At 36.2% G+C, this 23,635-nt stretch carries 18 protein-coding genes and 1 pseudogene; 16 read left to right on the top strand and 3 right to left on the bottom strand.

Annotated elements, in window-relative coordinates; translation table 11 throughout:
• Positions 1-496 precede the first annotated feature (496 nt).
• The 14 genes and pseudogenes from gltB to GSM_RS07750 all read left to right on the top strand — a co-directional run bounded on the left by gltB (position 497) and on the right by GSM_RS07750 (position 17,656).
• On the top strand, positions 497-4,966 hold the full coding sequence (gltB, locus tag GSM_RS07690) for a glutamate synthase large subunit (protein WP_003690857.1): 4,470 nt from the start codon (positions 497-499) through the stop codon (positions 4,964-4,966).
• A 13-nt stretch (positions 4,967-4,979) separates the two neighbouring features.
• Positions 4,980-6,404, top strand: coding sequence for a glutamate synthase subunit beta (locus GSM_RS07695; RefSeq protein ID WP_003690855.1), 1,425 nt, complete (start codon positions 4,980-4,982; stop codon positions 6,402-6,404).
• A gap of 543 nt (positions 6,405-6,947) precedes the next feature.
• Positions 6,948-8,843: a BglG family transcription antiterminator gene (locus tag GSM_RS07700; protein WP_003690854.1), complete on the top strand. Its 1,896-nt coding sequence runs from the start codon at positions 6,948-6,950 to the stop codon at positions 8,841-8,843.
• Positions 8,840-9,319, top strand: coding sequence for a PTS sugar transporter subunit IIA (locus GSM_RS07705; RefSeq protein WP_003690852.1), 480 nt, complete (start codon positions 8,840-8,842; stop codon positions 9,317-9,319). The genes GSM_RS07700 and GSM_RS07705 overlap by 4 nt, the downstream gene beginning before the upstream one ends.
• Positions 9,312-10,211 carry a fructose-specific PTS transporter subunit EIIC gene (locus tag GSM_RS14145; RefSeq protein ID WP_010078062.1) on the top strand — a complete coding sequence of 300 codons (900 nt, stop codon included), beginning with the start codon at positions 9,312-9,314 and terminating at the stop codon, positions 10,209-10,211. Before GSM_RS07705 ends, GSM_RS14145 begins: the two co-directional genes overlap by 8 nt.
• Positions 10,199-10,375, top strand: coding sequence for a hypothetical protein (locus tag GSM_RS15410; protein WP_010078063.1), 177 nt, complete (start codon positions 10,199-10,201; stop codon positions 10,373-10,375). Before GSM_RS14145 ends, GSM_RS15410 begins: the two co-directional genes overlap by 13 nt.
• Before the next feature lie 21 nt (positions 10,376-10,396).
• Positions 10,397-10,717, top strand: a complete 321-nt coding sequence (locus GSM_RS07715) for a PTS fructose-like transporter subunit IIB (protein ID WP_003690850.1) — start codon at positions 10,397-10,399, stop codon at positions 10,715-10,717.
• Positions 10,717-11,991 (top strand): class II D-tagatose-bisphosphate aldolase non-catalytic subunit, encoded by a 1,275-nt coding sequence (locus GSM_RS07720; RefSeq protein ID WP_003690848.1) that lies wholly within the window; start codon positions 10,717-10,719, stop codon positions 11,989-11,991. The genes GSM_RS07715 and GSM_RS07720 overlap by 1 nt, the downstream gene beginning before the upstream one ends.
• 193 nt (positions 11,992-12,184) lie before the next feature.
• On the top strand, positions 12,185-12,784 hold the full coding sequence (locus tag GSM_RS07725; RefSeq protein WP_010078064.1) for an HAD family hydrolase: 600 nt from the start codon (positions 12,185-12,187) through the stop codon (positions 12,782-12,784).
• Positions 12,785-14,824 (top strand): transketolase, encoded by a 2,040-nt coding sequence (tkt, locus tag GSM_RS07730; protein WP_003690845.1) that lies wholly within the window; start codon positions 12,785-12,787, stop codon positions 14,822-14,824.
• Entirely contained in the window at positions 14,814-15,527 is a 714-nt protein-coding gene (locus GSM_RS07735) for a transaldolase (protein WP_003690843.1), read from the top strand. Before tkt ends, GSM_RS07735 begins: the two co-directional genes overlap by 11 nt.
• Positions 15,528-15,624: 97 nt before the next feature.
• Positions 15,625-16,284, top strand: a complete 660-nt coding sequence (rpe, locus tag GSM_RS07740; protein WP_003690842.1) for a ribulose-phosphate 3-epimerase — start codon at positions 15,625-15,627, stop codon at positions 16,282-16,284.
• A gap of 1 nt (position 16,285) precedes the next feature.
• The gene (gene rpiB, locus GSM_RS07745; protein ID WP_003690841.1) at positions 16,286-16,783 is read left to right on the top strand and encodes a ribose 5-phosphate isomerase B; all 498 of its coding nucleotides are present in this window, start codon (positions 16,286-16,288) and stop codon (positions 16,781-16,783) included.
• Positions 16,784-16,836: 53 nt separating this feature from the next.
• Positions 16,837-17,656, top strand: a pseudogene (locus tag GSM_RS07750) (Cof-type HAD-IIB family hydrolase).
• 367 nt (positions 17,657-18,023) lie between these two features.
• Here GSM_RS07750 and GSM_RS07755 read toward each other — a convergent pair.
• The 3 genes from GSM_RS07755 to treR form a co-directional block, all read right to left on the bottom strand.
• Entirely contained in the window at positions 18,024-18,851 is an 828-nt protein-coding gene (locus GSM_RS07755; protein ID WP_003690838.1) for an undecaprenyl-diphosphate phosphatase, read from the bottom strand.
• 87 nt (positions 18,852-18,938) lie between these two features.
• Positions 18,939-20,618, bottom strand: a complete 1,680-nt coding sequence (gene treC, locus GSM_RS07760) for an alpha,alpha-phosphotrehalase (RefSeq protein ID WP_003690836.1) — start codon at positions 20,616-20,618, stop codon at positions 18,939-18,941.
• Positions 20,611-21,375: a trehalose operon repressor gene (gene treR / locus GSM_RS07765; RefSeq protein ID WP_003690834.1), complete on the bottom strand. Its 765-nt coding sequence runs from the start codon at positions 21,373-21,375 to the stop codon at positions 20,611-20,613. Before treR ends, treC begins: the two co-directional genes overlap by 8 nt.
• Before the next feature lie 194 nt (positions 21,376-21,569).
• Between treR and GSM_RS15625 the strand changes: the two genes are divergently transcribed.
• Together GSM_RS15625 and GSM_RS14150 are read left to right on the top strand one after the other, a co-directional pair.
• Positions 21,570-22,055 (top strand): PTS sugar transporter subunit IIA, encoded by a 486-nt coding sequence (locus tag GSM_RS15625; protein ID WP_010078065.1) that lies wholly within the window; start codon positions 21,570-21,572, stop codon positions 22,053-22,055.
• Between the two features lie 15 nt (positions 22,056-22,070).
• The gene (locus GSM_RS14150; RefSeq protein WP_010078066.1) at positions 22,071-23,537 is read left to right on the top strand and encodes a PTS transporter subunit EIIC; all 1,467 of its coding nucleotides are present in this window, start codon (positions 22,071-22,073) and stop codon (positions 23,535-23,537) included.
• The last annotated feature ends 98 nt before the right edge of the window (positions 23,538-23,635 follow it).

Below are 23,635 nucleotides of genomic sequence, written 5' to 3' on the forward strand. Positions count from 1 at the left end.
CTAATTGTAGTGTGAGTTAGGAAAGGCTTAAGTATTAACTTGGGGATTATGTGCAAGTGGTGTTTATCTTGTTTAGGAGTAATTCGAAGTTAGCATAGAGGCTTTCTGGCTTATAGACAGATTTAGGGGCTGGGTTAAGAGATGACTTTTAATCCAGTCTTTATTTTTGACCTAAACTAACCAATACAGCTTGAATTGAGTCTAAAAGTTAATTATATTAATATTCTGCCTCGTAATTATGGGAAATCAGCGAATAAAAAATCAGTATACGAATGATTATTCGTATTTTTGGAATGACAGGAGTACGGTGTGAGTACAAATGATAAATCAGGCTAATAATAATTAACATTTGATGTTATATTTCTTTTGATTCCAAACAATAGAGGTATTAGTCTTGTGTTTTTTTTATTTTATAACTAGAATTAAAAGAACATTAGAGTGTTTAATCGAGATTTTATTTTATTGAAGTCAGATTGTTAGCAAGGTGGGAACAGAGATGGAGAATTTCAATAATACGATGTATAGTCCATCCTTTGAGCATGATGCTTGTGGGATGGGGTTTATTACCCAAATTGATGGGAAAGCAAGTCATGAATTAATTGAACGTGCTCTTATTATGTTGAGGAGAATGAATCATCGTGGTGGTACGGGCTCTGAACCAGATACAGGTGATGGAGCAGGTATACTATTTGCAATGCCTGATAATTTTTTTAGAACATATGCTAGTGAGCAAAAGATAAACCTACCGGCTTTTGGTGAATATGCTGTTGGGATGTTTTTCTTACCTCAAAAGCAAAATGAAAAAGAAGCAATGCTTTCCTCTATTGAGGATGAAGTCAATAGTGCTGGTTTTCGTGTTATTGGAGCAAGAGACGTTCCATATGTATATGAAAGTTGTGGACCAACAGCTCAAAAAACAATGCCGGGCTTTGTACAGTTAATTATTGGGAAACCGTTTGATATAGCTCCAGGAAGAGAGTATGAGGACTCCCTTTATCGTTTACGTAGACATCTGGAAAAGACTTTCTCTGCCGAAGAATTTGCAATCGTTAGTCTATCAAGTAAGACAATCTGTTATAAAGGAATGTTGCATGCATATCAAGTAGGGGAATTCTTTCCAGACTTGCATGATGAATCTATGGAGTCTGCAATTGCATTGATTCATTCGCGTTTTTCCACCAATACCTTCCCTAGTTGGGAACGTGCGCAACCATTTAGATTTATTGCTCATAATGGTGAGATTAACACTTTGAAGAGAGCGGAAAATTGGATGGTAAGTCATAATATAGAAATATATAATGATGAAGATTCTGATTCGGCTAAATTAGAAAATTGTATGGAGTATCTATATCGAAATGGTAGAGACATTCCTCAAATCTTGTTGATGATGGTTCCAGAAGCTTGGGGTAAGGATGCCCGTGTGTCTGCAAAACAAGCAGCATTTGATGAATATAATGCAGGATTTGTTGCACCATGGGATGGACCTGCAGCCCTTTGCTTCACGGATGGCGTTCAGGTTGGTGCGGCATTGGATAGAAATGGACTACGACCATCAAGATATAATCTTGTAAAGGGCAATTTTTTAGTAGTCGCTTCCGAATCTGGTGTCTACGATGTTGCCCCCGAAGATATTATTGAAAAGGGAATTCTAGGACCGGCTGATATGATTCTTGTTGATACTAGCCTAGGTAAGTTCTACAAGACTGCTGAAATCAAAGAGAAATATTCGGGCAGTCAACCCTATGCTAAATGGCTTAAAGATGAACAACTAACACTTGATGATTTGTCAGAAGCAGATGTTGACGAAAACATTTCAGAAAGCGCGTTGCGGACTCTATGGAGACGTCATGGGTACACAGAGGATGTCATACGTGATGCACTGATTCCAATGGCTCAAAAAGGTGAGGAACCGGTTATTTCAATGGGATATGATTCTCCGCTGGCAGTGCTAAGCAAGAAACCGCAATCGCTATTTACCTACTTTAAACAGCAATTTGCACAGGTCACAAATCCTCCTATCGATGCAATCAGAGAGAAGCTAGTTATTGGAACTGAGATGTTTCTTGGCGCAGATGGAGATATTACAAAGGATGTCCCTTTGAATGCGAAAAAGATTAAGCTTGATTCACCAATTTTGGACTTGAAATCATACGAGAAATTAAGACACCTGAACGGGAAAAATGGATTCAAGGCTGCAATTATAACAATTTGTTATGATACTGCACCACGTCCGAATCGTTTGGAACAGGCATTGGACAATATGTTCAAGGAAGCTGAATCGCAAATTGATCAAGGCGCAAATCTGCTAATTTTGAGTGACCGAGGCGCCACAAGAGAACAATTGATTATTCCCATTTTATTGGCAGTTTCAGGCTTGAATAATTACTTGGTGCGTAAAGGGAAAAGAGAGTTAGCATCAATTATTGTTGATACGGGTGAGGCCTGCGAGATTCATCATTTTGCAACGTTGCTTGGATACGGTGCATCAGCAATTCATCCATATGGTGCATATGCAACATTGCTTTCTTACAATCTAGGAGATAAGCTTGAAAATTATCGAAAAGCAGCTGAAAAAGGGATTGTTAAGGTTATGAGTAGAATGGGAATTTCCACCATTATCGGTTATCAAGGTGCTCAATTATTTGAGGCTGTTGGTCTATCAGAGAAGGTAGTCGATAAGTACTTTACTGGGACCGAAAGTCGTATTGGTGGTTTGACCCTAAACCAAATTGAAGAGGAATATCTTGTGAGATATCGCAAGGCATTTAACACAAGAGCGGTTGAGGATTTACCATCAGGTGGTAGTTTCAAGTATCGTATTGATGGTGAACATCATCTATATAATCCTTTGACGATGTATAAATTTCAACAGGCCGTACGTACTGGAAATTATGAGACTTATAAGGAATATGTTGAAGATGTGCGAAAAGAGGAACTAGATTCACCAACGACACTCCGCTCTCTTTGGGAGATCAAGAGAACGAATGGTCCGGTACCTCTGTCTGAAGTTGAACCGGTTAGCCAAATTGTGAAAAGATTTAAAGCTGGAGCAATGAGTTTTGGCTCACTTTCTAAGGAAGCTCATGAATGTATTGCACAAGCTATGAATGAATTAAATGCTAAGAGTAATAGCGGTGAAGGTGGCGAGAATCGTGCAAGATTTAAACCACAACCAGATGGAAGAAACCTTAACAGCAAGATAAAACAGGTTGCATCAGCAAGATTTGGTGTTAATGCTGAATATCTAATGAGTGCCGAAGAGTTGCAAATCAAGGTTGCTCAAGGTGCAAAACCCGGAGAAGGAGGACAACTCCCTGGTACTAAGAATTTTCCTTGGGTTGCAGAAATTCGTGGTTCTGTTCCAGGAGTTCGTCTGATTTCACCTCCACCGCATCATGATATTTATTCAATTGAAGACTTGAAACAGTTAATTCACGATTTGAAACAAATCAATCCCTTTGCGAAGATAACCGTCAAACTTGTATCAAGTACGGGTGTAGGAACAATTGCTACAGGTGTCGTCAAGTCTGGAGCCGACAAAGTAACCATCAGTGGCTACGATGGAGGAACCGGTGCTGCCCCACGTAATTCTGTCAGGGATGCAGGTCTCCCATGGGAGATGGGATTGGCAGAAGCACATCAGACTCTTGCTTTAAATAACTTGAGACAGCGAACAACAATTGAAACTGATGGTAAGTTAATGACGGGCCGTGATGTTGCAATTGCGATTATGCTTGGTGCTGAAGAATTCAGTTTTGCATCACTAGTGTTAGTCTCAATTGGATGTATTATGATGCGGGTATGTAGTCTCAATACATGTCCAACTGGGATAGCAACGCAGAATCCAGGATTGCGCAAACTATTTATTGGTAAACCAGAGCATGTAAAAAATTGCATGAGGTTTATTGCCCAAGATTTACGTGAGGAAATGGCCTCATTGGGCTATCGTACAATTGATGAATTGGTAGGACACACTGAGAATATTACTCCAAGATTTATTGCTAAAGGCAAAGCAAAATCACTTGATTTCTCTAGAATTTTAAGTACCTCTGTTGGAATCGAACGTAAGTCAGTTGATCCATTTGTACCTAAGTACCAATGGCCTGAACTGAATGCTTTTGCTGAAATGGCACTGGCAAGTAAACAGCCAGTAGTTATCAAACAAACAATCAATAATCGAATGCGGACTGTTGGAGCAAGAATGGGCGGTTGGATCGCGCAACGCTTTGGTAATGATGGATTGCCTGCGGGTCAGATTAAGTTTGAGTACACTGGTGTGGCTGGACAAAGTTTTGGTGCATTTATTACACGTGGATTAGAACTCGATCTAACGGGCGAAGCAAATGACTATGTTGGTAAGGGTCTAAGCGGTGGACGATTGGTAGTCCGAGCACCTAAAATTGCCCAACAAATTTATAGCAATGCGCCAATTGTTGGAAATGTTGCATGTTTTGGTGCTACTAGTGGTGAGGCATTCTTCAATGGACGAGCAGGTGAGCGTTTCTGTGTTAGAAATTCGGGTGCGCATGTGGTTGCAGAAGGAATTGGAGATCATGGCTGCGAATACATGACAAATGGAATTGCGATGATCCTAGGTTCAACCGGAAGAAACTTTGGTGCTGGAATGTCTGGCGGTGTCGCATATGTATATGATCCCGCGGGTAGTTTCCCACAACAATGCAATTTAGAAATGATTGAGCTATTTGATATTGCTAATGATCAGGACAAAAAAGTTGTAAAAAACTTGTTGCGTAAGCATTTTAGATATACCGATTCACAAAAGGCTAAGTTCATTCTGGATAATTGGGAAGTAGAAGCAGGTCATTTTGTAAAGGTATATCCTAAAGAATTTAGGCATATCAACGAGATTATGGCTAAATATGCAAGCAAAAATGTTACTGAAGAAGAGCTGAAACAAAAAGCATTTGACGAAATTGTGGGTGTTCAGCCAACTATCATGAAGTAAGGAGGAAACGAAGATGGCAGATCCATTTGGTTTTTTGAAATATCCGCGTGTAGATAACCCTACACGTTCAGTAGAAGACCGAATTAAAGATTTTGCAGAAATGCAGAATTCACTTAGTGATGAAGAACGACGTAAGCAAGCTGCCCGTTGCATGAACTGCGGAGTTCCGCATTGTCATGCAGGTTTCTTCTATGCTGGTGGTAAGGCTGTTAGTGGATGTCCCAATGATAACCTGATTCCTGAATGGAATGATTTAGTGTATCGGAGTGAGGATAAACGCGCCTTTGAACGATTAACAAAAACTAATCCTCTTCCTGAGTTTACTGGGAGGGTATGTCCTGCACCTTGTGAAGCAGCTTGTAATGAGGCACTTCATGGCAAAGGAATTACAATTAAAGACAATGAAAAGTTTATTATTGAACAAGGCTTTAAATTTGATTGGGTTAGAGAAAGCGGGATGCCACTTCATAGAAATGGTATCAAGATTGCGATTGTCGGAAGCGGCCCAACGGGTTTGTCTGCCGCTTGGCAGCTTAACAAATACGGATATGATGTAACTGTGTTCGAGAGAGATGATCGCCCTGGTGGGTTAGCAATGTATGGTATTCCAAATATGAAGCTTCCTAAAGATATCGTTGCGCGCCGAATTCAGGTAATGAAAGATGTTGGCATAAAATTCGTTGTGAATACCAATGTTGGTGTCGATATTACGGCTGATGAACTCAAGGAAAGTTTTGCTAGAGTGTTATTGACTGTTGGTGCACGCCAGGCTCGCGATATTAACGGTGAGGGCCGTGAATTGAAAGGTATCATGCAAGCACTTGATTATTTGACATTGGCTACCAAGGAAGTTTTGCACGATGGTGTGGCAGCAAGTAAAAAACTAGCTGGTAAGAAGGTTCTGATTGTTGGTGGTGGTGATACTGCAACTGATTGCATTGCAACTGCAGTAAGGCAAGGAGCAACAGACATTAAGCAGCTCGAAATCAGTCGACAGCCTCCTTTGAAGAGACTGTCGAGCAACCCATGGCCGGAATGGCCGATTGTTTCTAAGAAGGGTTACGGTCAAAAAGAGGCAGATAGCGTAATCAATGGAGATTTGACCATTTATGAGACAACAGCAATCGGTTTTAAGGGCAGAAGCGGAAAGCTTAAGAAAACTATCATAAGCAAGGCACGCTTATATAAGCCAGTCCCTGGAACCGAAAGAGAGCTAGATGCTGATTTTGTAGTAATTGCCCTTGGATTTACGGGTGCCGAGAGATCAGTTATTGATGCTTTTGACATTACCGAAATGAACAAAGACTTTACGACTGATCAAGAAAGAGTCTATGTAGCAGGTGATGCACGTCGTGGTGCTAGTCTTGTAATTTGGGGTATTTACGAGGGACGGATGGCCGCTGATATGATTGATCAATCTTGTCAGGTTAAGGTGTAAAAAGAAATTTATGGGTTTCATGTGAAACAAAAGTTATTGCAAAATGCCTACTAAAAATATCGTTTTGATATTTTTAGTAGGCATTTTGTGTTGGATTAAAGATAGAAAATAGAAATATAGTCTGGACTTGGTGATATTGTTATCAGTAACTTGCGATTAATCACGTTTCTTGATTAATCTAAGTAGAATATATAGTTAATACCTGTTAAAAGTTCATTGACCACTGTATTTGGCCAATCCAATTTTTATAAAGACTATTTAATTTGAACCAACAGAAGTTCATTAACGTAACTACTATCACTGAAGGAACGTCTAATTTATCAATATTATACGTTATACTACATTTTTTGTTTTTAAACCAAAATTTTTTTAATAGTTTTAGAGATGTGATAACACAATTGTAATTCAATCTAAATAATTTATTGCTGTTTAACTAATAAGTGTACTAATTAAGTATATATAATTGTATTTTTTGTAACCGCATACAATGATAACATAAATATGAGCAAACGAAGAGTGTTATGTTTTCTGGGAGGTGCAGGAATGTTTAATTTGGATGAGATAGATGTAGATATTATTAAGTTTATTTTGACTAATAAAAAAGTTCACTATGAAGATATTATACAACTGATTGGACTTTCCAGAGTAACAGTAGTGAAGAGACTAGATAAAATAAGTAGTGCTCTTGACCAGCTAAATATCAAGTTAATTAGAAGGAAGGGAGATGGGATATATTTTGTAGGTGATGTTTATCAATTGTTAAACAGACTTCATTCTAGTAATAAAAATATGGACAGCAGGACAAATAGGTCACTAATGATATTGCTCCTTAGTGAAAAAATTTTAACTGTTCAGGAATTGGCTGATAAATTGTATGTTAGCCGTAACACCTTACAAAGTAATTTAAAAGATGTTAGAAAAATTTTGGCTACGAATAAATTACAGTTAAGAACTACAAATAAGGGATTGGTCGTTTGTGGGTCAGAAAATAGTAAAAGACATGTAATTAGTGAAATATTAGATGAGTATTGGAATACTTTTAGCATTGATACAGGTGAAAATAATTCAAATATTTTTAATGAAAAATGGATTCGCATTTTTAATAAGAGATATCTTAATAAAATTTTATTTGTTATAAGAAATTCATTGAAAAAAAGTCATATCGATTGTTCAGATTATCAAATTAAGAATTTAGTTATTCACATCGCCATAATATTACAACGAATAAAAACAAACCATTGTCTTGAAAAAAAATCGAATAATAAATATAAGCAATTAAATGAAACTGAAGAATTAGTTAAAGCGATAAACAAAGAATTTAAAGTGCGCTTACCAAATTTGGAGAAAGAGTATTTAAATTTACATGTAGTAACTTTTAAGGATATGAAAGCAGATAATGATAGTAAAAACTTTAAAATTAAATTAATGAGGAATTTTTTAGTAAAGGCTGTTAAAGATGTAGATCCAGACGATATATTAATTTCTGATTTAACTTTACATCTATGTACAACAATAGACAGATTAAAGAAGGGGTTAGCTATAAAGAATCCATATACAGCTGACATTAAAAAAAATTTTCCATATAGCTTTGACTTAGCTGTACAACTTGCAAGTAAAATTCAAGCTAAGTTTAAAGTAGTATTGTTCGAGGATGAAATCGCGTATATCACGTTACATTTTCAAAACTTTATGGAAAGAGAAGCTTATGATTCCAGAATTAATGCAGTAATTGTCTGTAGTACGGGTTTAGGTATGTCTCGTTTTTTAGAACAAGAAGTTTCAGATACTTATCATGATAAAATAAATATCCTTCAAGTGATGTCACTAACTAAATTTGAACAAACTAGTATCTCTGTTCCTTTGGTTCTTTCGACTGTTAATATTGTCGGATATTCAGGTAATGTTGTAACGGTCAGTCCATTACTCGAACAAATAGATAAGAAAAAAATAAATATAGCTATAGAGAGAATTTTGATTAATAACAGAAGTTATAGAATCTTTAGCCATTTAATCAGTTTGAATCAAATTTATGTAAATGAACAGCTTTCAAATGCGAACCAAGTAATTTCCTTTTTAGGAAAAGAGTTAATTAACAAAGAATTTGCTAAATCAGGAGTCATAGAAAGCGCTCTCGAAAGAGAAGAGATATCATCAACAGTAATAAAAAATATGGCGGTACCACATTCAAAAGTAAAATATATTATTAAACCTAGTATATCTATTCTATTAAATAAAAATGGAATTGAATGGGGAAATAAAAAAGTGTATCTAGTTTTCTTTATTGGATTAAATAACTCAGTAATTGAAAAGTCAAAGGAAATATATAAATATTTTTCGAAATTAATTTATCCGGAGTTTATAAAAAAAGCGTGTAAATGCAATAGTAGTGAAGAAATATATGAATTGATAATGAGACATTTAAAGGAGGTGAGCAAATGAAGTTAACAGATAAAAAGGTTGTAACAATCGAAACAGAATTTGATATTAAATCGTTAACAAAGAGTGAGGCGATGCGGGAACTAATAAAGAAATTAGAAAATAAAGGATTCGTTACAAATTATAAAGGGTTTATGGAGGATGTTACTAAAAGAGAAGATACTTTACCAACTTATATTGGACATGGTATAGGGTTACCGCACTCCAAAAGTGAGTTCGTTAAAAGGCCAGCTGTTATTGTAGGAAGGTTAAGGAATAATATTATTTGGAATGATAATAATAGGGTTTGCTTAATCTTTTTAATAGCTGTACCCAAAAAGTCGAATGGAAATCTTCACTTAAAAATCCTTGCTAATTTGGCAAGACTGTTAATGCACGATGATTTTAGAAATAAATTATTGAAATTAAATGAGAAAGAGGTTCAACAATTAATGTATGCCAGCATGGACTTAAATAAAGGAGAGAACACTAATGAATAAAAAAAGGAGTTTTTGGTCAATTGCTCAAAAACATTTAATGACAGCAACTGGGTATATGATTCCATTTGTTGTTGCTGGGGGAGTTATTTTTGCGATTTCTGTTATGTTAAATGGCAAGGCAGCACAGCCAACAACTGGGTGGTTAGGACAATTAAATATGATTGGTGCGGCTGGCTTAACATTATTTATTCCTGCATTAGGTGGATATATTGCATTTAGTATGGCAGATCGTCCAGGATTGGCTCCTGGATTTATTACGGCTTACTTAGCTACTGAGATCAAAGCCGGTTTTATTGGTGGTATTATTGGTGGTATTTTAGCAGGATTAGTCGTTTTAGGATTAAAGAAAATTAAGATTGCTCCACAGTACAAAACATTAGGGTCAATATTTTTATATCCATTAGGTGGAACGCTAATTGCTGGTGGTATTATGGTTTTCTTAATTGGAGATCCAATAGCTTCATTTATGACTTGGTTAACAACCTTCTTAAATGGTATGAGTGGAGTGGCTAAAGTTCCATTAGGAGGGATCTTAGGATCTATGATTGGATTTGATATGGGGGGGCCAATTAATAAAGTTGCTGCCACTTTTGCACAAACACAAGTTAATACTTTGCCATATTTAATGGGTGGTGTAGGAGCAGCTATTTGTACTCCACCAATAGGTTTGGGTATTGCAACCTTAATATTCAAGAAAAAGTTTAGTCCAGCAGAACGTGATTCAGGTAAAGCTGCATTACTTATGGGATTTTGTGGAATTACAGAAGGTGCCATTCCATTTGCAACGGCTGACCCATTACGGGTAATACCAGCAAATACGATAGGGTCTGCCGTGGCATGTATTACGGCATTTTTGTTTGGATGTTTAAATCATGCACCGTGGGGGGGCTAATTACCTTACCAGTTGTTGAAAATCGTATTGGGTATATTATTGCAATTTTGTTAGGAGCCGCAGTTACTGCAGGGATTGTTGGAGTCACTAAAAAAGAATATAAGGAACAAAAAAGTTCTACTAGTTCAGATAATGACTTTGATTTTAAAATTGAACAATTATAGATTTTTAAGGAGGTTTTAATTATGAAAATTGTAGGAGTAACTTCTTGCCCTAGTGGAGTTGCACACACATATATGGCTGCAGAAGCTTTAGAACAATCTGCAAAAAAAGTGGGAGTAGATATTAAAGTTGAAACACAAGGAAGTTCAGGCGCGGAAAACCAGTTAACTTCCAACGATGTGGCAAATGCTAATTTTGTTGTTTTAACAAATGATACAAATATTAATGGAATGGAACGTTTCAAAGGGAAAAAAGTTGTGCAATTAAGTGCAACTCAGATTATTGAAAAAGCAGATGCTGTTATGGGAAAGTTATTAACATTAAATAAAGGAGAGCTAAAATAATGACTAAAACTAATGAAATATCTATTAAAAAAGCAATTCTTAGTATGCTTAAACTACAAGAAAAAAACAGGTATTCAACGTTAATAGGGATTGGGCCAATGTCTTCAAATCTTTTACAAGCTAGTTTTGAATTAGCACGTGATGAGGATTTCCCTCTTATGTTTATTGCGAGCAGAAACCAAGTTGATAAAGATGAATTTGGTAGCGGTTACGTAAATGGCTGGAATCAAGAAAGATTTTCCGAGTACATTAAAAAAGAAGCAAACAAAGTTGGGTTTAAAGGGCTCTATTATTTATGTCGTGACCATGGTGGACCTTGGCAACGTGATGAAGAAAGAAATTCACATTTGCCTGTAGATGAGGCTATGAAATTAGCAAAGGAATCCTATTTAGCAGATATCGAATCTGGTTTTGATCTTTTAATGATTGATCCTACAAAAGATCCGTTTCAGATGGGAAAAGTTGTTGACTTGGACAAAGTTATTGATTGGACTGTTGAATTGCTTGAATATTGTGAAACAGAACGAATTAAAAGAGGGCTTCCTGAAATTGGATATGAGGTTGGAACAGAAGAGACAAATGGTGGTTTAACAACAACTGACCGGTATGAAACCTTTATTCAACGACTAAAAGCCATACTTGAAAAGAAAAAATTGCCTATGCCAACCTTCATCGTTGGCCAAACAGGAACTTTAACTCGCCTAACAGAGCAAGTAGGTAAATGGAACTATGCTAATGCTATTGATTTGTCTACAATGGCTAAAAAATATGGAGTTGGATTAAAAGAACACAATGCGGATTATATGAATGATGAGACGTTGTTACTTCATAATACAGCACATATTACTGCAGCTAATGTAGCTCCACAATACGGAACTGAAGAAACTAGAGCATATTTAAAATTGGTTCGTGTTGAACGACGCTTGTCGAAAGAAGGAGTGATTAAAAGCCCTTCAAATTTGCATGCTGTATTGTTAGAAAAAGCAATTCGTACAGAACGTTGGCGTAAATGGATGGAAGGAGATGAAGCAAATCTCCAGGTTGAAGATATTTTAAAGGATAAGAAACTTTCAGAAGAGATATTAGATATTTCTGGTCATTATGCATTTAATGATCCTGAAGTAAAAGAAGAAATTAAAAAACTTTACGCTAATTTAGTTGTAAATGGAATCGATGGACAAAGCTTTGTCGTTGAACATATCAAACGACCAATTTTACAGTACGTAAAAGATTTAAATTTAACGGGATTAACGACTGCAATTGAGGAAATCTAACTGTAAGTTGAAATGTTACTTTGTATCTTGCTTTTACAAAATATCTTTTATTATTAATGGAGCTGAGTAAGTTGATAAAAGCTGTTTTTTTTGACGTTGATGATACACTTTATGATCAGGCGTTGCCGTTTGAGAAAGCTTTATTAACGGTATTCCCGGATATTCAAAGAAGTAATAAAAAAATATTTATTCTTTGTTTAGAAAAAAGTCGGATGAAATATTTCCTAATTATCAAAACGGAATCATTTCTCAAGAGGAACATTGGTTTCAAAGATTATCGCAAACATTAAAAGTTGCTGAAAGTATTAAGGTTACTTTTAATAAAACAGTTGAATTTCAAAGTATATATAACTACTATCTTAAGAATATTAAGCCATATAAAGAAGTATTTCAACTAGTTAAAGAATTAAAAAAATCAGATTTAATTGTTGGTATTATTTCCAATGGAGAATTTAAACATCAAACTGATAAGATAAGCACCTTAGGTTTATTAAGATATGTAAATGAAGAAGATATTTTTATATCTGGCAATATTGGAATAGCAAAACCTAATTTCAAAATTTTCTCAAAAGTTGCGAATGTTGAAGGATTAAAAACAGCAGATATTTTATATATAGGAGATAACTATCTTAATGATATTTTTGGTGCAAGTAATGCAGGTCTAAAAACTATATGGTTTAATCACAGGAGAAAAAAAATACCCAAGGGTATGTGTGTTTATCCTAACTTAGAAGTTAAAAGGCCTCAGGATTTTAAGAATGTAGATATTGATTTTATAAAAGGGGGATTGTAAATGTTTAATAAGTCAGATAATTTAGCTGTAAACGCAATCCGAATGTTAAGTATTGACGCAATTGAAAACGCTAACTCTGGACATCCAGGGCTGCCAATGGGAGCTGCACCTATGGCGTATGTCCTTTGGACCAGACACTTAAAGATAAATCCTAATAAAACTAAATGGCTTGATCGTGATCGTTTTGTTTTATCAGCTGGTCATGGGTCAGCAATGTTATATAGCTTACTTCATTTATCAGGATATCAAGTTTCGTTGGATGACATGAAACATTTTCGTAAGGAGAATAGTATAACTCCAGGGCATCCAGAATATGAGCTCACTGATGGGGTGGAAGCTACTACTGGTCCCTTAGGACAAGGTCTAGGGATGGCTGTCGGCATGGCAATAGCGGAAAAACATTTAGCTGCAGTGTATAACAAACCAAATTTAGATGTCATTAATCATCATACGTATACGCTGGTTGGTGATGGTGACTTAATGGAAGGTATTTCACATGAAGCTGCCAGTTTAGCTGGACATTTAAAATTAGGCAAGTTAATTGTACTGTATGATTCAAATGATATTTCACTAGATGGTCCCACAAAAATGGCTTTTGATGATAATACTAAAAAGAGATTTGAAGGTTACGGTTGGCAATACCTACGTGTTGAAGATGGTAATAACCTTGAAAATATTGATGCAGCTATTACTGATGCTAAAGGAAACTTGCAACAACCTACAATTATTGAAGTTAAAACAGTCATTGGTTACGGGTCTCCCGAACAGGGAACAAATAAAGTCCATGGTAATCCTTTAGGTGCAAAGAATGTTGAAGCTGCTCGCAAGTTTTATCATTGGGATTATGTGCCATTTGAAATTCCAGGTGCTGTTTACGACCGTTTCCACGAACTTATTGTTGAAACTGGAGAGAAGACATATCAGGAGTGGGGGAAAATATTAGCCAAATATCAGGAAAACCAACCTGAACTAGCACAACAGCTAGCTGCCAGTTTTAATGATAGGATTGATTCAAGCTGGGTAAAAGAAGTTTCAAATTATCATGAAAATATGCCAGCAGAAGCAAGCCGTGTCACTGGCCAAAAAGTTATTTCAGCGATTTCAAAATATAACCCAAATTTTTGGGGCGGCTCAGCAGATCTTTTCTCCTCTAATAAGACAAATGCGGCCGACAGTGAGGCTTTCGAGCCAAATAGTCCACAGGAACGTAATATTTGGTTTGGTGTACGTGAATTTGGGCAGGCTGCAGCTATTAATGGAATTGCACTTCATGGCGGAAGTAAAGTCTATGGCAGCACATTCTTTGTTTTTTCGGATTATTTAAGAAGTGCATTGCGTTCATCAGCTCTGCAAAAAATACCAGTCACATATGTATTTACACATGATTCTATTGCTGTCGGGGAAGATGGGCCTACACATGAACCAATTGAGCACTTGATGAGTTTACGAGTAATGCCAAATATTAATGTAATTCGACCGGCGGATGCTAACGAAGTAATCTATGCATGGGAAGCTGCTCTAGTTTCTAGAGAAACACCGACGGTATTAGTACTATCACGTCAAGGATTGCCAATTTTACCAAACACGGATGAATTGGCTGTTGAAGGTGTAAAAAGAGGTGGTTATATCATCTCGCCTAGTCAAAAGAACATTGCTGACGGAATTTTAATTGCCACAGGCTCAGAAGTTAATCTTGCCTTAATGGCACAAACAAAATTATTGAAAGAAAAAATTGATGTTTCAGTTGTTTCTATGCCTTCTTTTGAATTATTTGAACAACAAGATTCAGCTTATAAAGAAGAGGTTTTGCCTGACAAGATTAAAAATAGAATGTCGATAGAAATGGGCTCAACGTTAGGCTGGGAAAGATATATCGGAAGAAATGGTCTTTCGTTAGGTATTGATAAATTTGGTGCTAGTGGAAATGGTTCTTTGATTACTAAACATTATGGTTTTACAGCTGATAATATTACAAGGTTATTTGAAAATTATTTAAAGAGCAAATATGTATTTCAAGGAGGAAATATTGATGATAAATAGTTTTAAAATCAAAGTTTATTCTGACGGTGCTGATATTGATGATATGCGAGAGGTTGCTAAAAATAAATTTGTTTCAGGTTTTACTACGAATCCCTCTTTGATGAAAAAAGCAGGTATTACAGATTATATGGTATTTGCTAAGAAAGTAGTGTCTGAATTTCCTCATTATTCTGTTTCATTTGAAGTTTTTAGCAATGACCAAGCTGGCATGTTAAAGGAAGCTGAATTACTACATTCACTAGGAAAAAATGTTTACGTAAAGATCCCTGTTATTACAACTGACGGAAAAAGTACTGCTTCGTTGATTAAAAAACTTTCAGAAAAGGGTGTTTCACTTAACGTAACTGCTATTGCTATGATAGATCAAGTTAAAGAGACAGTTGCAGCTTTTGCACCAGGGACAACAAATATTGTGTCGATTTTTGTTGGTCGAGTAGCTGACACAGGTGCTGACCCCACAGAATTTGTTCAACAGAGCGTTGATATCGTTAAGAAACATCCAGAAGCTAATTTATTGTGGGCAAGCACACGGGAAGTGCTTAACATCTTTCAAGCACAAAAAATGGGCGTAGACATTATCACGGTACCTCCTACAATTATCAAGAAATTAACCAATGTGGGTAAAACAGCTCAACAGGTGTCTCTTGGTACGGTATTAGGTTTTGAAAAAGATATTAAAGCCTCGGGATTAAAGATACTATAAACACAATAATTAAGAGAGCTCTAATAGTATTCAGGTTTTTTGAATACTATTCAAAGCTCTTTTATTGACTAAAATTCAAAAGAAAGGAAAGAATAACATGATTGAACCATCATTATTGAGTTCAAATTTAATGAATGTGGGGCAGGATTTAAGAATAATTGAAAAATGTGGAATAGAGCGATTGCATATTGATGTAATGGATGGAAAATTTGTACCTAACTTGGCTTTTAGTCCGAATTTTACTGCGCAATTAAATAAAAAAACTAATTTGTTCTTAGATTGTCATTTAATGACTTATCGCCCAGAAAAGTGGGTTGATTGTTTTGATGAAGCTGGAGCAAATCTAATTACTGTTCATGTTGAAAGTACCCCGCATATTTATAAAGTAATTCAACAAGTTAAAGACCTGCATAAAAAAGTAGGCATTGCTTTGAATCCAGGGACATCATTAAGCAGCATTAAGTGGTTGCTTTCTCTGGTAGATCAAGTTTTGATTATGACTGTCAATCCAGGATTTGGAGGGCAAAATTTTATTACAGAAATGGTTAATAAGATTTTAGCCCTAAAGCAGCTAAGACAGGAAAGTGGCACTGATTTTCAAATTGAAGTTGATGGTGGAATCACTAGCGAGACTATCAAACCTTGTATGCAGGCTGGAGCCGATGTCTTTGTAGCAGGTTCTTTTATTTTTAATAATACTAAAATAGAGGAAAAGATAAAACAGTTACAACAAATCGACAATCTAAAGGAAGAATAATATGGGAAATGAAAAAATTGCTTTTGGAGCCGATCATGCAGGCTATCCACTAAAGCAGAAATTAATACCTTATGTTAAGACTCTCGGATACCAAGTTGCGGACTTAGGTACAGATGCAACAGATAGTACTGATTATCCGATTTATGGAAAAAAAGTAGGAGAGGCAGTGGCTGCTCATGAATTTGATTTAGGGATTATTATTTGCGGGACTGGTATTGGAATTTCAATTGCAGCAAATAAAGTTCCTGGCGTGAGAGCAGCTTGTGTTAGCGAACTTTATTCAGCAGAGTATTCTAAGAGACATAATGATGCTAATGTTTTGGCTTTAGGTGCTCGTGTAGTTGACGTTGAACTAGCTAAAAAAATAGTAAAGAAATGGTTGAATTCAAGTTTTGATGGAGGTAGGCATACTCGAAGAGTAAAGGAAATCATTGCGGAAGATCGAAAAGATGAGTCAGCGTTCAAAAAATTGGTTTTAGAAACCCATAAAATAAGTTGAAACAGATTTATTATGTTACAGTTATTTTATAATCATGAACGAAGGGGGGAAATATCATTAAGATAAAGGTAATTGCTATTGATATCGATGATACATTAGTTAATTCAGAAAAAAAGCTCACAACAGCCGTTAAGCTATCGATCCAAAAGGCCAAAGATGCGGGGATTAAGGTTGTTTTGTGCACGGGGTCGTCCTTTATCTGGAGTCCTGACCTTACTGAAACGGTTACATTTGGATGGACAAGATGATCAGTACGTTGTTAGTTTTGGAGGATCCTTGTTACAAACGACAAATGGTACGGTTATTTCTTCTGTTCTTTTAGGCTATGACAATTATGTGGATCTCGAATACTTGGCACGAAAGAAGAGGTTACATTTTCATGCAATCAGTAATGATAGAATTTACACAGCTAATCGGGACATTGGAGAATACACTATTTATGAATCACACTTGGTCTCGTTAAATGTTTCATATCGTACTCCTGCTGAAATGCGTGGAATTAATATCGTTAAGGCAATGTTTATTGATCAACCTGAAGTTATCGACGAAGCTTTAAAAGATTATATCGCTTTTAAAGATTTGGAGAATACTGTTACTTTTACCAGAAGTACTCCCTTTTATTTTGAAGCAAATGCAAAAGGAATCAGTAAAGGAAGTGCTTTAAAAAAGCTTTGCGACAAATTAGAGATTACAGCTGATAATTTAATGGCGATCGGAGATGGCGGTAATGATTTGAGCATGATCAAGTTTGCAGGTACAGGTGTCGCTATGGGGAATGCTATTTCGGAACTCAAAGACTGTGCTCAGATAGTTACAGCAGATAGTGATCATGATGGAGTTGCACTTGCAATTGAAAAGTACGCATTAAATTAATTCTTTTAAATAGAAAAGTGACAAGAATAGTATTTTTTATAAGATTTAAGGATATAAATAGTTTTGGTTTTTCAAGTTGTACACTCGTAAGCACAGTAGCAAGTATTTTAACGCTGACTGTGCTTTTGAACGTTATCAAGTAAAAGATTATCTTATTAAAAAAGAAGATTTATGTTGTTTTTCTTGCGAAAATAATTTAGGAATTGTGGAAGCATTTCTAGAAATTCTGCTTGTTAGCAGTGTTTCATTCACGAAAAAAGGTGTTGCCAGGTTCTCGGCAACACCTTTTTTTAGGATCCAAAATAATGTTTCTGGTAGGTATATCAATTTGGAGCCTATGAGCTTGCAACACACCATATCATCATAATTAATGGAAAATAAGGAAGTATCCAATCACAATGATACCTAAGACAATACGATACCAACCGAAAACCTTGAAATCCTTATTTTTAATGTAATTAAGAAGGAATCTAATAGAAATATATGCTACAACAAATGAAACAATGACACCAACTGCAAGGATAACCCCTTGGAGCCCAGCCAAGCTTCCGCCATGACTAAAGAACTTATAGAGTTTAAGTAAGGATGCACCGAACATTGTTGGGATGGCTAAGAAAAATGAAAATTCCGCAGCTACGTAGCGGGAAGTTCCAACCATGATTCCACCTAAAATGGTAGAACCTGAACGAGAGGTTCCTGGAATCAGCGAAAGGACCTGGAATAAACCAATGATAATCGCCGTTTTATATGATAACGTATTTAAATCTGAGAATTTTGGTTGAGTATGTGCATTGTGATTTTCGATGATAATGAAGAGAATACCATAAAAAATCAATGCAATTGAAACGACTAACCAGTTCATCAAGTGCGAATCCATCCAGTCATTCAACGGTAAACCAATGATAATCGAAGGAATAACCGCAATGATAACTTTCTTCCATAAGGTCCATGTTTGCTTCTTTTCAAGTGGGCTTTTTTTTGATGCCCACGGATTTAACTTGGTAAAGTAAATAACGACAACCGCCATTATGGCACCCAACTGAATTACCACATTGAACATGTCCACAAAAGCCTTTGACTGTTCCATCTTAATGAATTCATCGACCAAAACCAAATGCCCTGTGGAGCTGATGGGCAGGAATTCTGTAATACCTTCAACTATTCCAAGAATAATTGCTTTTATAATGTCAAACATATAACTTCTCCTTCATAACTAAAAAGTTTTCACACTTCATTATGATACTTCATTTTAGGCAGATAAACAATTTAGATTACGTCAGATTTAGTTAAATTTAAATACAAGTGCCTCGTAGGGTTTTAGTATTATTGAACTGGGTAACTCCTTCAAAATTCGCTGATAATTCGAAAGAAGAACCGTGCCTGGGCATTGCAAATATTGTGAAGGTAATTCAAGGGATGCAGGTTCGTCATAAAAGTTAGTAAGGACAATTAACTCTGAATCATCCAAATATCTACTATAGGCGAAGACGTGTTTGTCTTCGCGCAATAATGCTTTAATGTGTCCATCACTAATCAGAGGTTCATTCTTTCGAAGCGTAATCAATTTCTGATAAAACTTGAATATTTCACCATGTTTTAATTCTGCAACAACATTTATTGTGTCTTGATTAGTAGAAGTTAACCACGGCTTTTGAGTTGAAAAGCCAGCGTATTTATCATCTGTCCATTGCATAGGAGTCCGACTATTATCGCGGGACTTTTGTTTAACGGCTAGAAAAGCATCATGAGCGGAGAATCCCTTTTTTTGTAATATGTGATATGCGTTTTTGCTCTCAATATCAACATATTCATCAATTGAAGAATAGTCTGGATCAATCATCCCGATTTCTTCACCCTGATAAATAAATGGAGTCCCACGAAGGAGCTGAATAGCGGTCGCTAACATTTGTGCTCCTTGTGTCCGGTATTTACGTGTATTACAAAAGCGGCTAAGTGCGCGAGGTTGGTCGTGATTATTCCAGAATAATGCATTCCAGCCATTACCTTCATCAAGCTGCTCTTGCCAAGTGAAAAGTAAGTTCTTGAGCTTGCTGAAGTCAGGGGGAATGGTCTGCCACTTGTCACCGTTTTTGTAATCAACTTTAAGATGGTGAAAGGTGAAAACCATAGATAGTTCTTGGTTATTAGGATTCGTATATTCAATAGAATTTGCAATCGTGGTAGAGGACATCTCACCGACTGTTATGACTTCAGAATCTTGTCCAAAACTTGCTCGATTTAGTTCGTGTAGATATTTGTGAACAACTGGGGTATCAGTGTAGAGCTTCTTTTCGTCTTTTTCATCACCGTTGGAATCAGTAAGAATTTCGGATTTACCAATAACATTAAAAACATCAAAACGAAATCCGGTAACTCCTTTTTTTCGCCAAAAATTTATGATATTAGCGGCTTCTTTACGAACGTCTGGATTGTGCCAGTCAAGGTCTGCTTGAGTTGGATCGTATAGATGTAAATAAAACTTGTCAGTATTTCCAAACTTTGCCCAAGCTGGGCCGCCAAATTTGGATTTCCAGTTAGTAGGGAGAGTACCGTCTTTTTTTGATGGGCGAATATAGAAATACTTTTGATATTTTTCATTTCCAGCGAGTGCCTTCTGAAACCAGGGATGCGAAGTTGAACAATGGTTAAAAACCATATCCAACATTACACCAATATGATTAACCCTCAGTTTTGATACTAGTTCTTCAAAATCTGCCATCGCACCGAATAATGGGTCAATATTGTAATAGTCTGCGATATCATAACCATTGTCGTTTTGCGGTGAAATGAAAAATGGATTGAACCAAATCATATCAATATGCAAACTAATTAAATAGTCAATTTTTTCAATTATTCCACGAATATCACCAATTCCGTCTCCGTCACTATCGTAAAATGACTTGGGATAAATTTGATAAATTACCTTTTTTCCTAATTTGGTGAGTAGTTTTTCTTTATTCATAGCGATGCTCCTTTAATTCATCATGAATCATGATTTTCCGTCGTCTGGCAAAATCAACGAACTTGAATTTTTTAGGATGATGGTATGATTTTGTAACTTGTAAGAGATGAGTGTTTCCAAGGTAAGTAAAGCTTTTTACCAAGACGGCTAAATTGTTGGGGCTTAACATTAAATCGGTGCTAATTTTTTCAGAGACTTCCTCGACTGTAATTTCTTTTGTGGCGTACGAAATTTCTAAGCCCAGCTCATTTTCAAGATAATCATAAATCGAATCTTCAGCAGCTGAAATTGGTAATTCAGCAACAGGAGGACTTAACAAATAGTCGATATCTAAGACGGCAGGTTCATTTTCAATCAAACGAAGACGTTCAAGATAAAATGCATCCTGTGTTGGTAAGGAGATCCCCGCCACTAGTGATTTTGGGAGAGTTCTTTTTTCCAGTTGTAGTACTTTGGTGCTTGCATGCATATTAAGTGAAGTATTCAATTCCTTGAAGCTAGTAATTCCGGAAATTGGAAATGTAAATCTTTGAATGTCTAAAACAAGTGATCCGCGTCCCTTTATTTTTTGAATTAAGCCAAGTTCTGTTAGTTGCTCCAAGGATTTCCTGATTGTTTCACGAGAAGTTCCATATAGATCACAAAGCTGATGCTCACTTGGTAAAAAACTTTTGGGAGAATAAATACGATGATGAATTTTTTCTGCAATGTCTTTTGCGATAATATCTTGTTTACTTTTATTCCTTTGCAAGATCATCCCTCCTTAAGTAATCGGTTTCTTTTTATTATAACATTCCTGTATATGCAATCAATAAATAAATTTTACTTGATAAAATTCTTTTTTAAAAGGGATATATAAGGGATACAAACCCAATATGTTGACAGATGTATATACAAGTTATAATATGATAGTGAAATTATGTAAGCGTTTGATATATGGAGGCGATTTCGATGTTCGGTTTTAAAAAGAAAGTAGATATATTAGAAGTTCATGCACCTGTTTCCGGAAAACTGGTTGCGCTTTCTGAGACAAAGGATCCGGTTTTTTCTACTGGAGCAATGGGACAAGGGTTTGCTATTGAGCCTAGTGATGACGCAATTGTATCTCCTTTTGATGGCAAGATAACTGTGATTGCGGAAACAAAACACGCTATAGGAATGACAACTGCTGAGGGTTTGGAGGTACTTCTTCATTTGGGAATTGACACAGTTGAGTTGGGAGGAAAACCATTCGAAGTTTTTGCTAAAGTTGGTGATAAGGTAAAAAAAGGTCAGAAACTGGCATCAATGAGTAGGAAAGATATTCAGGATAAAGGTTTATTAACAACCGTTATGGTAGTTGTTACGAATTCTAACGATAAGATTGAGACACTTGAGATAGAGGGAAAAAGCTGTGCTGTTGGAGATGTTATTGGAACTCTGAAATTAAAAAAGTAGATAGGAGGAATTACGATGGCAAATAAGGATTATTCAAAGTTGGCCAAGAAAATTGTCGCTGACGTGGGCGGAGAAAAAAACGTAGACAACTTGATTCATTGTATTACAAGATTACGTTTTTACTTAAAAGACGAAAGTATTGCAAAGGATGATGCATTAAAAAATACCGATGGTGTGATTGATGTCATAAAAGCATCAGGACAGTACCAGGTTGTTATTGGTAATGAGGTAGCAAATGTATACGATGCAGTAGTTGATGAATTGGGACCAAAATTTGCTAAGAAGTTAGATTCTGATGGCGAAGCTGCTGATGATTCAAAAGAAGCAGATCCAGACAAAAAAGGAATAATGCATTATATAAATAAGTTAATTGGAGTCATTACCGGATCAATGACGCCTGTAATCGGAGTTATTGCTGCTTCTGGTATTATTAAGGGAATCCTGGCATTATTGACATTACCGCAATTAGGGCAATTATTAAGTGCAAAGAGTACATTATATCTTACTGTTAGTGCAATGGCAGATTCGGCATTTTTCTTCCTACCCATTTTTGTAGGATTTGCAGCAGCACGGTATATGAAGGGTGATCCGATTATAACAGCGGTAATTGGTGGGGTTTTAACCTATCCGCAAATCATTGAATGGGGCAGCAATTTTAAGACAATGTTTTCAATCGGCGGATTTAATTTTCAATTTTTAAATTATACGTATTCGATTTTCCCGATGATTTTGGCAGCTTGGTTTGCGAAGGAAATTGGCAATTGGCTCAAGAAAAATCTTCCAAGTTACCTGCAGATGATTTTTACACCGTTGATTACGGTCTTGGTGGTAAGCGCGATAACACTTGTTATTACAGGACCAGTTATTCAAGGGGTAGCCAATGGTATTGCTGACTTTATCAATTGGCTTGTTCACATTTCTGGTTGGCTTGGTGGAGCAGTTATTGGTGGTTTCTATCAGGTATTAGTAATTTTTGGATTACATTGGGGAGTTGTTCCATTGGTTACACAACAAATTTCTGGAAGCGGAGAAAGTGCACTAAATGCAATTATTTCTGGGACGATGGTTTCTCAGGGTGCCGCAGTCTTGGCGGTAGCGATTAAGTCTAAAAAAGATGACATCAAGGGTCTGGGTTTTGCAGCTGCTATCTCAGCCTTTTGTGGTGTAACTGAACCTGCAATATACGGTGTGAACTTGCGTTATAGAAAAGTCTTTATTTCAGGATTGATTGGTTCTGCTGCTAGCGGATTTATTACAGGATTGATGCACGGAAACATGTTTGGGTTCACAGGTTCATTGATTGGTTTTTCATCATTCTTTAATCCAAAGAATGCCGCAGACTTGAATAGCTTTTATGCTTTCCTGCTTTCTAGTTTGGCCGCATTGGTTGTCAGCTTCTTAGTTACTTGGTTCTGGGGCTATAATGACCAAATGCAGGCGGGAACGAAAGTTGAAAAGAAAAAGAATCCAGCAAAGGTATAAAAAATTCTAAAAAGTTACACGAAGAACTTGACATAAGTCGATAAGAGTATTGACACAACACTTCGAGTTATGGAGCATATTTATAGGTGATTAATGAA

It is taken from the genome of Liquorilactobacillus mali KCTC 3596 = DSM 20444 (assembly GCF_000260415.1).
In the GTDB taxonomy this organism is placed as follows: domain Bacteria; phylum Bacillota; class Bacilli; order Lactobacillales; family Lactobacillaceae; genus Liquorilactobacillus; species Liquorilactobacillus mali.

What these genes read in the sequence shown, in the direction of transcription:
- gltB (WP_003690857.1), top strand. Translation starts at nt 497, where the DNA reads ATGGAGAATTTCAATAATACGATGTATAGTCCATCCTTTGAGCATGAT.
- GSM_RS07695 (WP_003690855.1), top strand. Translation starts at nt 4,980, where the DNA reads ATGGCAGATCCATTTGGTTTTTTGAAATATCCGCGTGTAGATAACCCT.
- GSM_RS07700 (WP_003690854.1), top strand. Translation starts at nt 6,948, where the DNA reads ATGTTTAATTTGGATGAGATAGATGTAGATATTATTAAGTTTATTTTG.
- GSM_RS07705 (WP_003690852.1), top strand. Translation starts at nt 8,840, where the DNA reads ATGAAGTTAACAGATAAAAAGGTTGTAACAATCGAAACAGAATTTGAT.
- GSM_RS14145 (WP_010078062.1), top strand. Translation starts at nt 9,312, where the DNA reads ATGAATAAAAAAAGGAGTTTTTGGTCAATTGCTCAAAAACATTTAATG.
- GSM_RS07715 (WP_003690850.1), top strand. Translation starts at nt 10,397, where the DNA reads ATGAAAATTGTAGGAGTAACTTCTTGCCCTAGTGGAGTTGCACACACA.
- GSM_RS07720 (WP_003690848.1), top strand. Translation starts at nt 10,717, where the DNA reads ATGACTAAAACTAATGAAATATCTATTAAAAAAGCAATTCTTAGTATG.
- tkt (WP_003690845.1), top strand. Translation starts at nt 12,785, where the DNA reads ATGTTTAATAAGTCAGATAATTTAGCTGTAAACGCAATCCGAATGTTA.
- GSM_RS07735 (WP_003690843.1), top strand. Translation starts at nt 14,814, where the DNA reads ATGATAAATAGTTTTAAAATCAAAGTTTATTCTGACGGTGCTGATATT.
- rpe (WP_003690842.1), top strand. Translation starts at nt 15,625, where the DNA reads ATGATTGAACCATCATTATTGAGTTCAAATTTAATGAATGTGGGGCAG.
- rpiB (WP_003690841.1), top strand. Translation starts at nt 16,286, where the DNA reads ATGGGAAATGAAAAAATTGCTTTTGGAGCCGATCATGCAGGCTATCCA.
- GSM_RS07755 (WP_003690838.1), bottom strand. Translation starts at nt 18,851, where the DNA reads ATGTTTGACATTATAAAAGCAATTATTCTTGGAATAGTTGAAGGTATT.
- treC (WP_003690836.1), bottom strand. Translation starts at nt 20,618, where the DNA reads ATGAATAAAGAAAAACTACTCACCAAATTAGGAAAAAAGGTAATTTAT.
- treR (WP_003690834.1), bottom strand. Translation starts at nt 21,375, where the DNA reads ATGATCTTGCAAAGGAATAAAAGTAAACAAGATATTATCGCAAAAGAC.
- GSM_RS15625 (WP_010078065.1), top strand. Translation starts at nt 21,570, where the DNA reads ATGTTCGGTTTTAAAAAGAAAGTAGATATATTAGAAGTTCATGCACCT.
- GSM_RS14150 (WP_010078066.1), top strand. Translation starts at nt 22,071, where the DNA reads ATGGCAAATAAGGATTATTCAAAGTTGGCCAAGAAAATTGTCGCTGAC.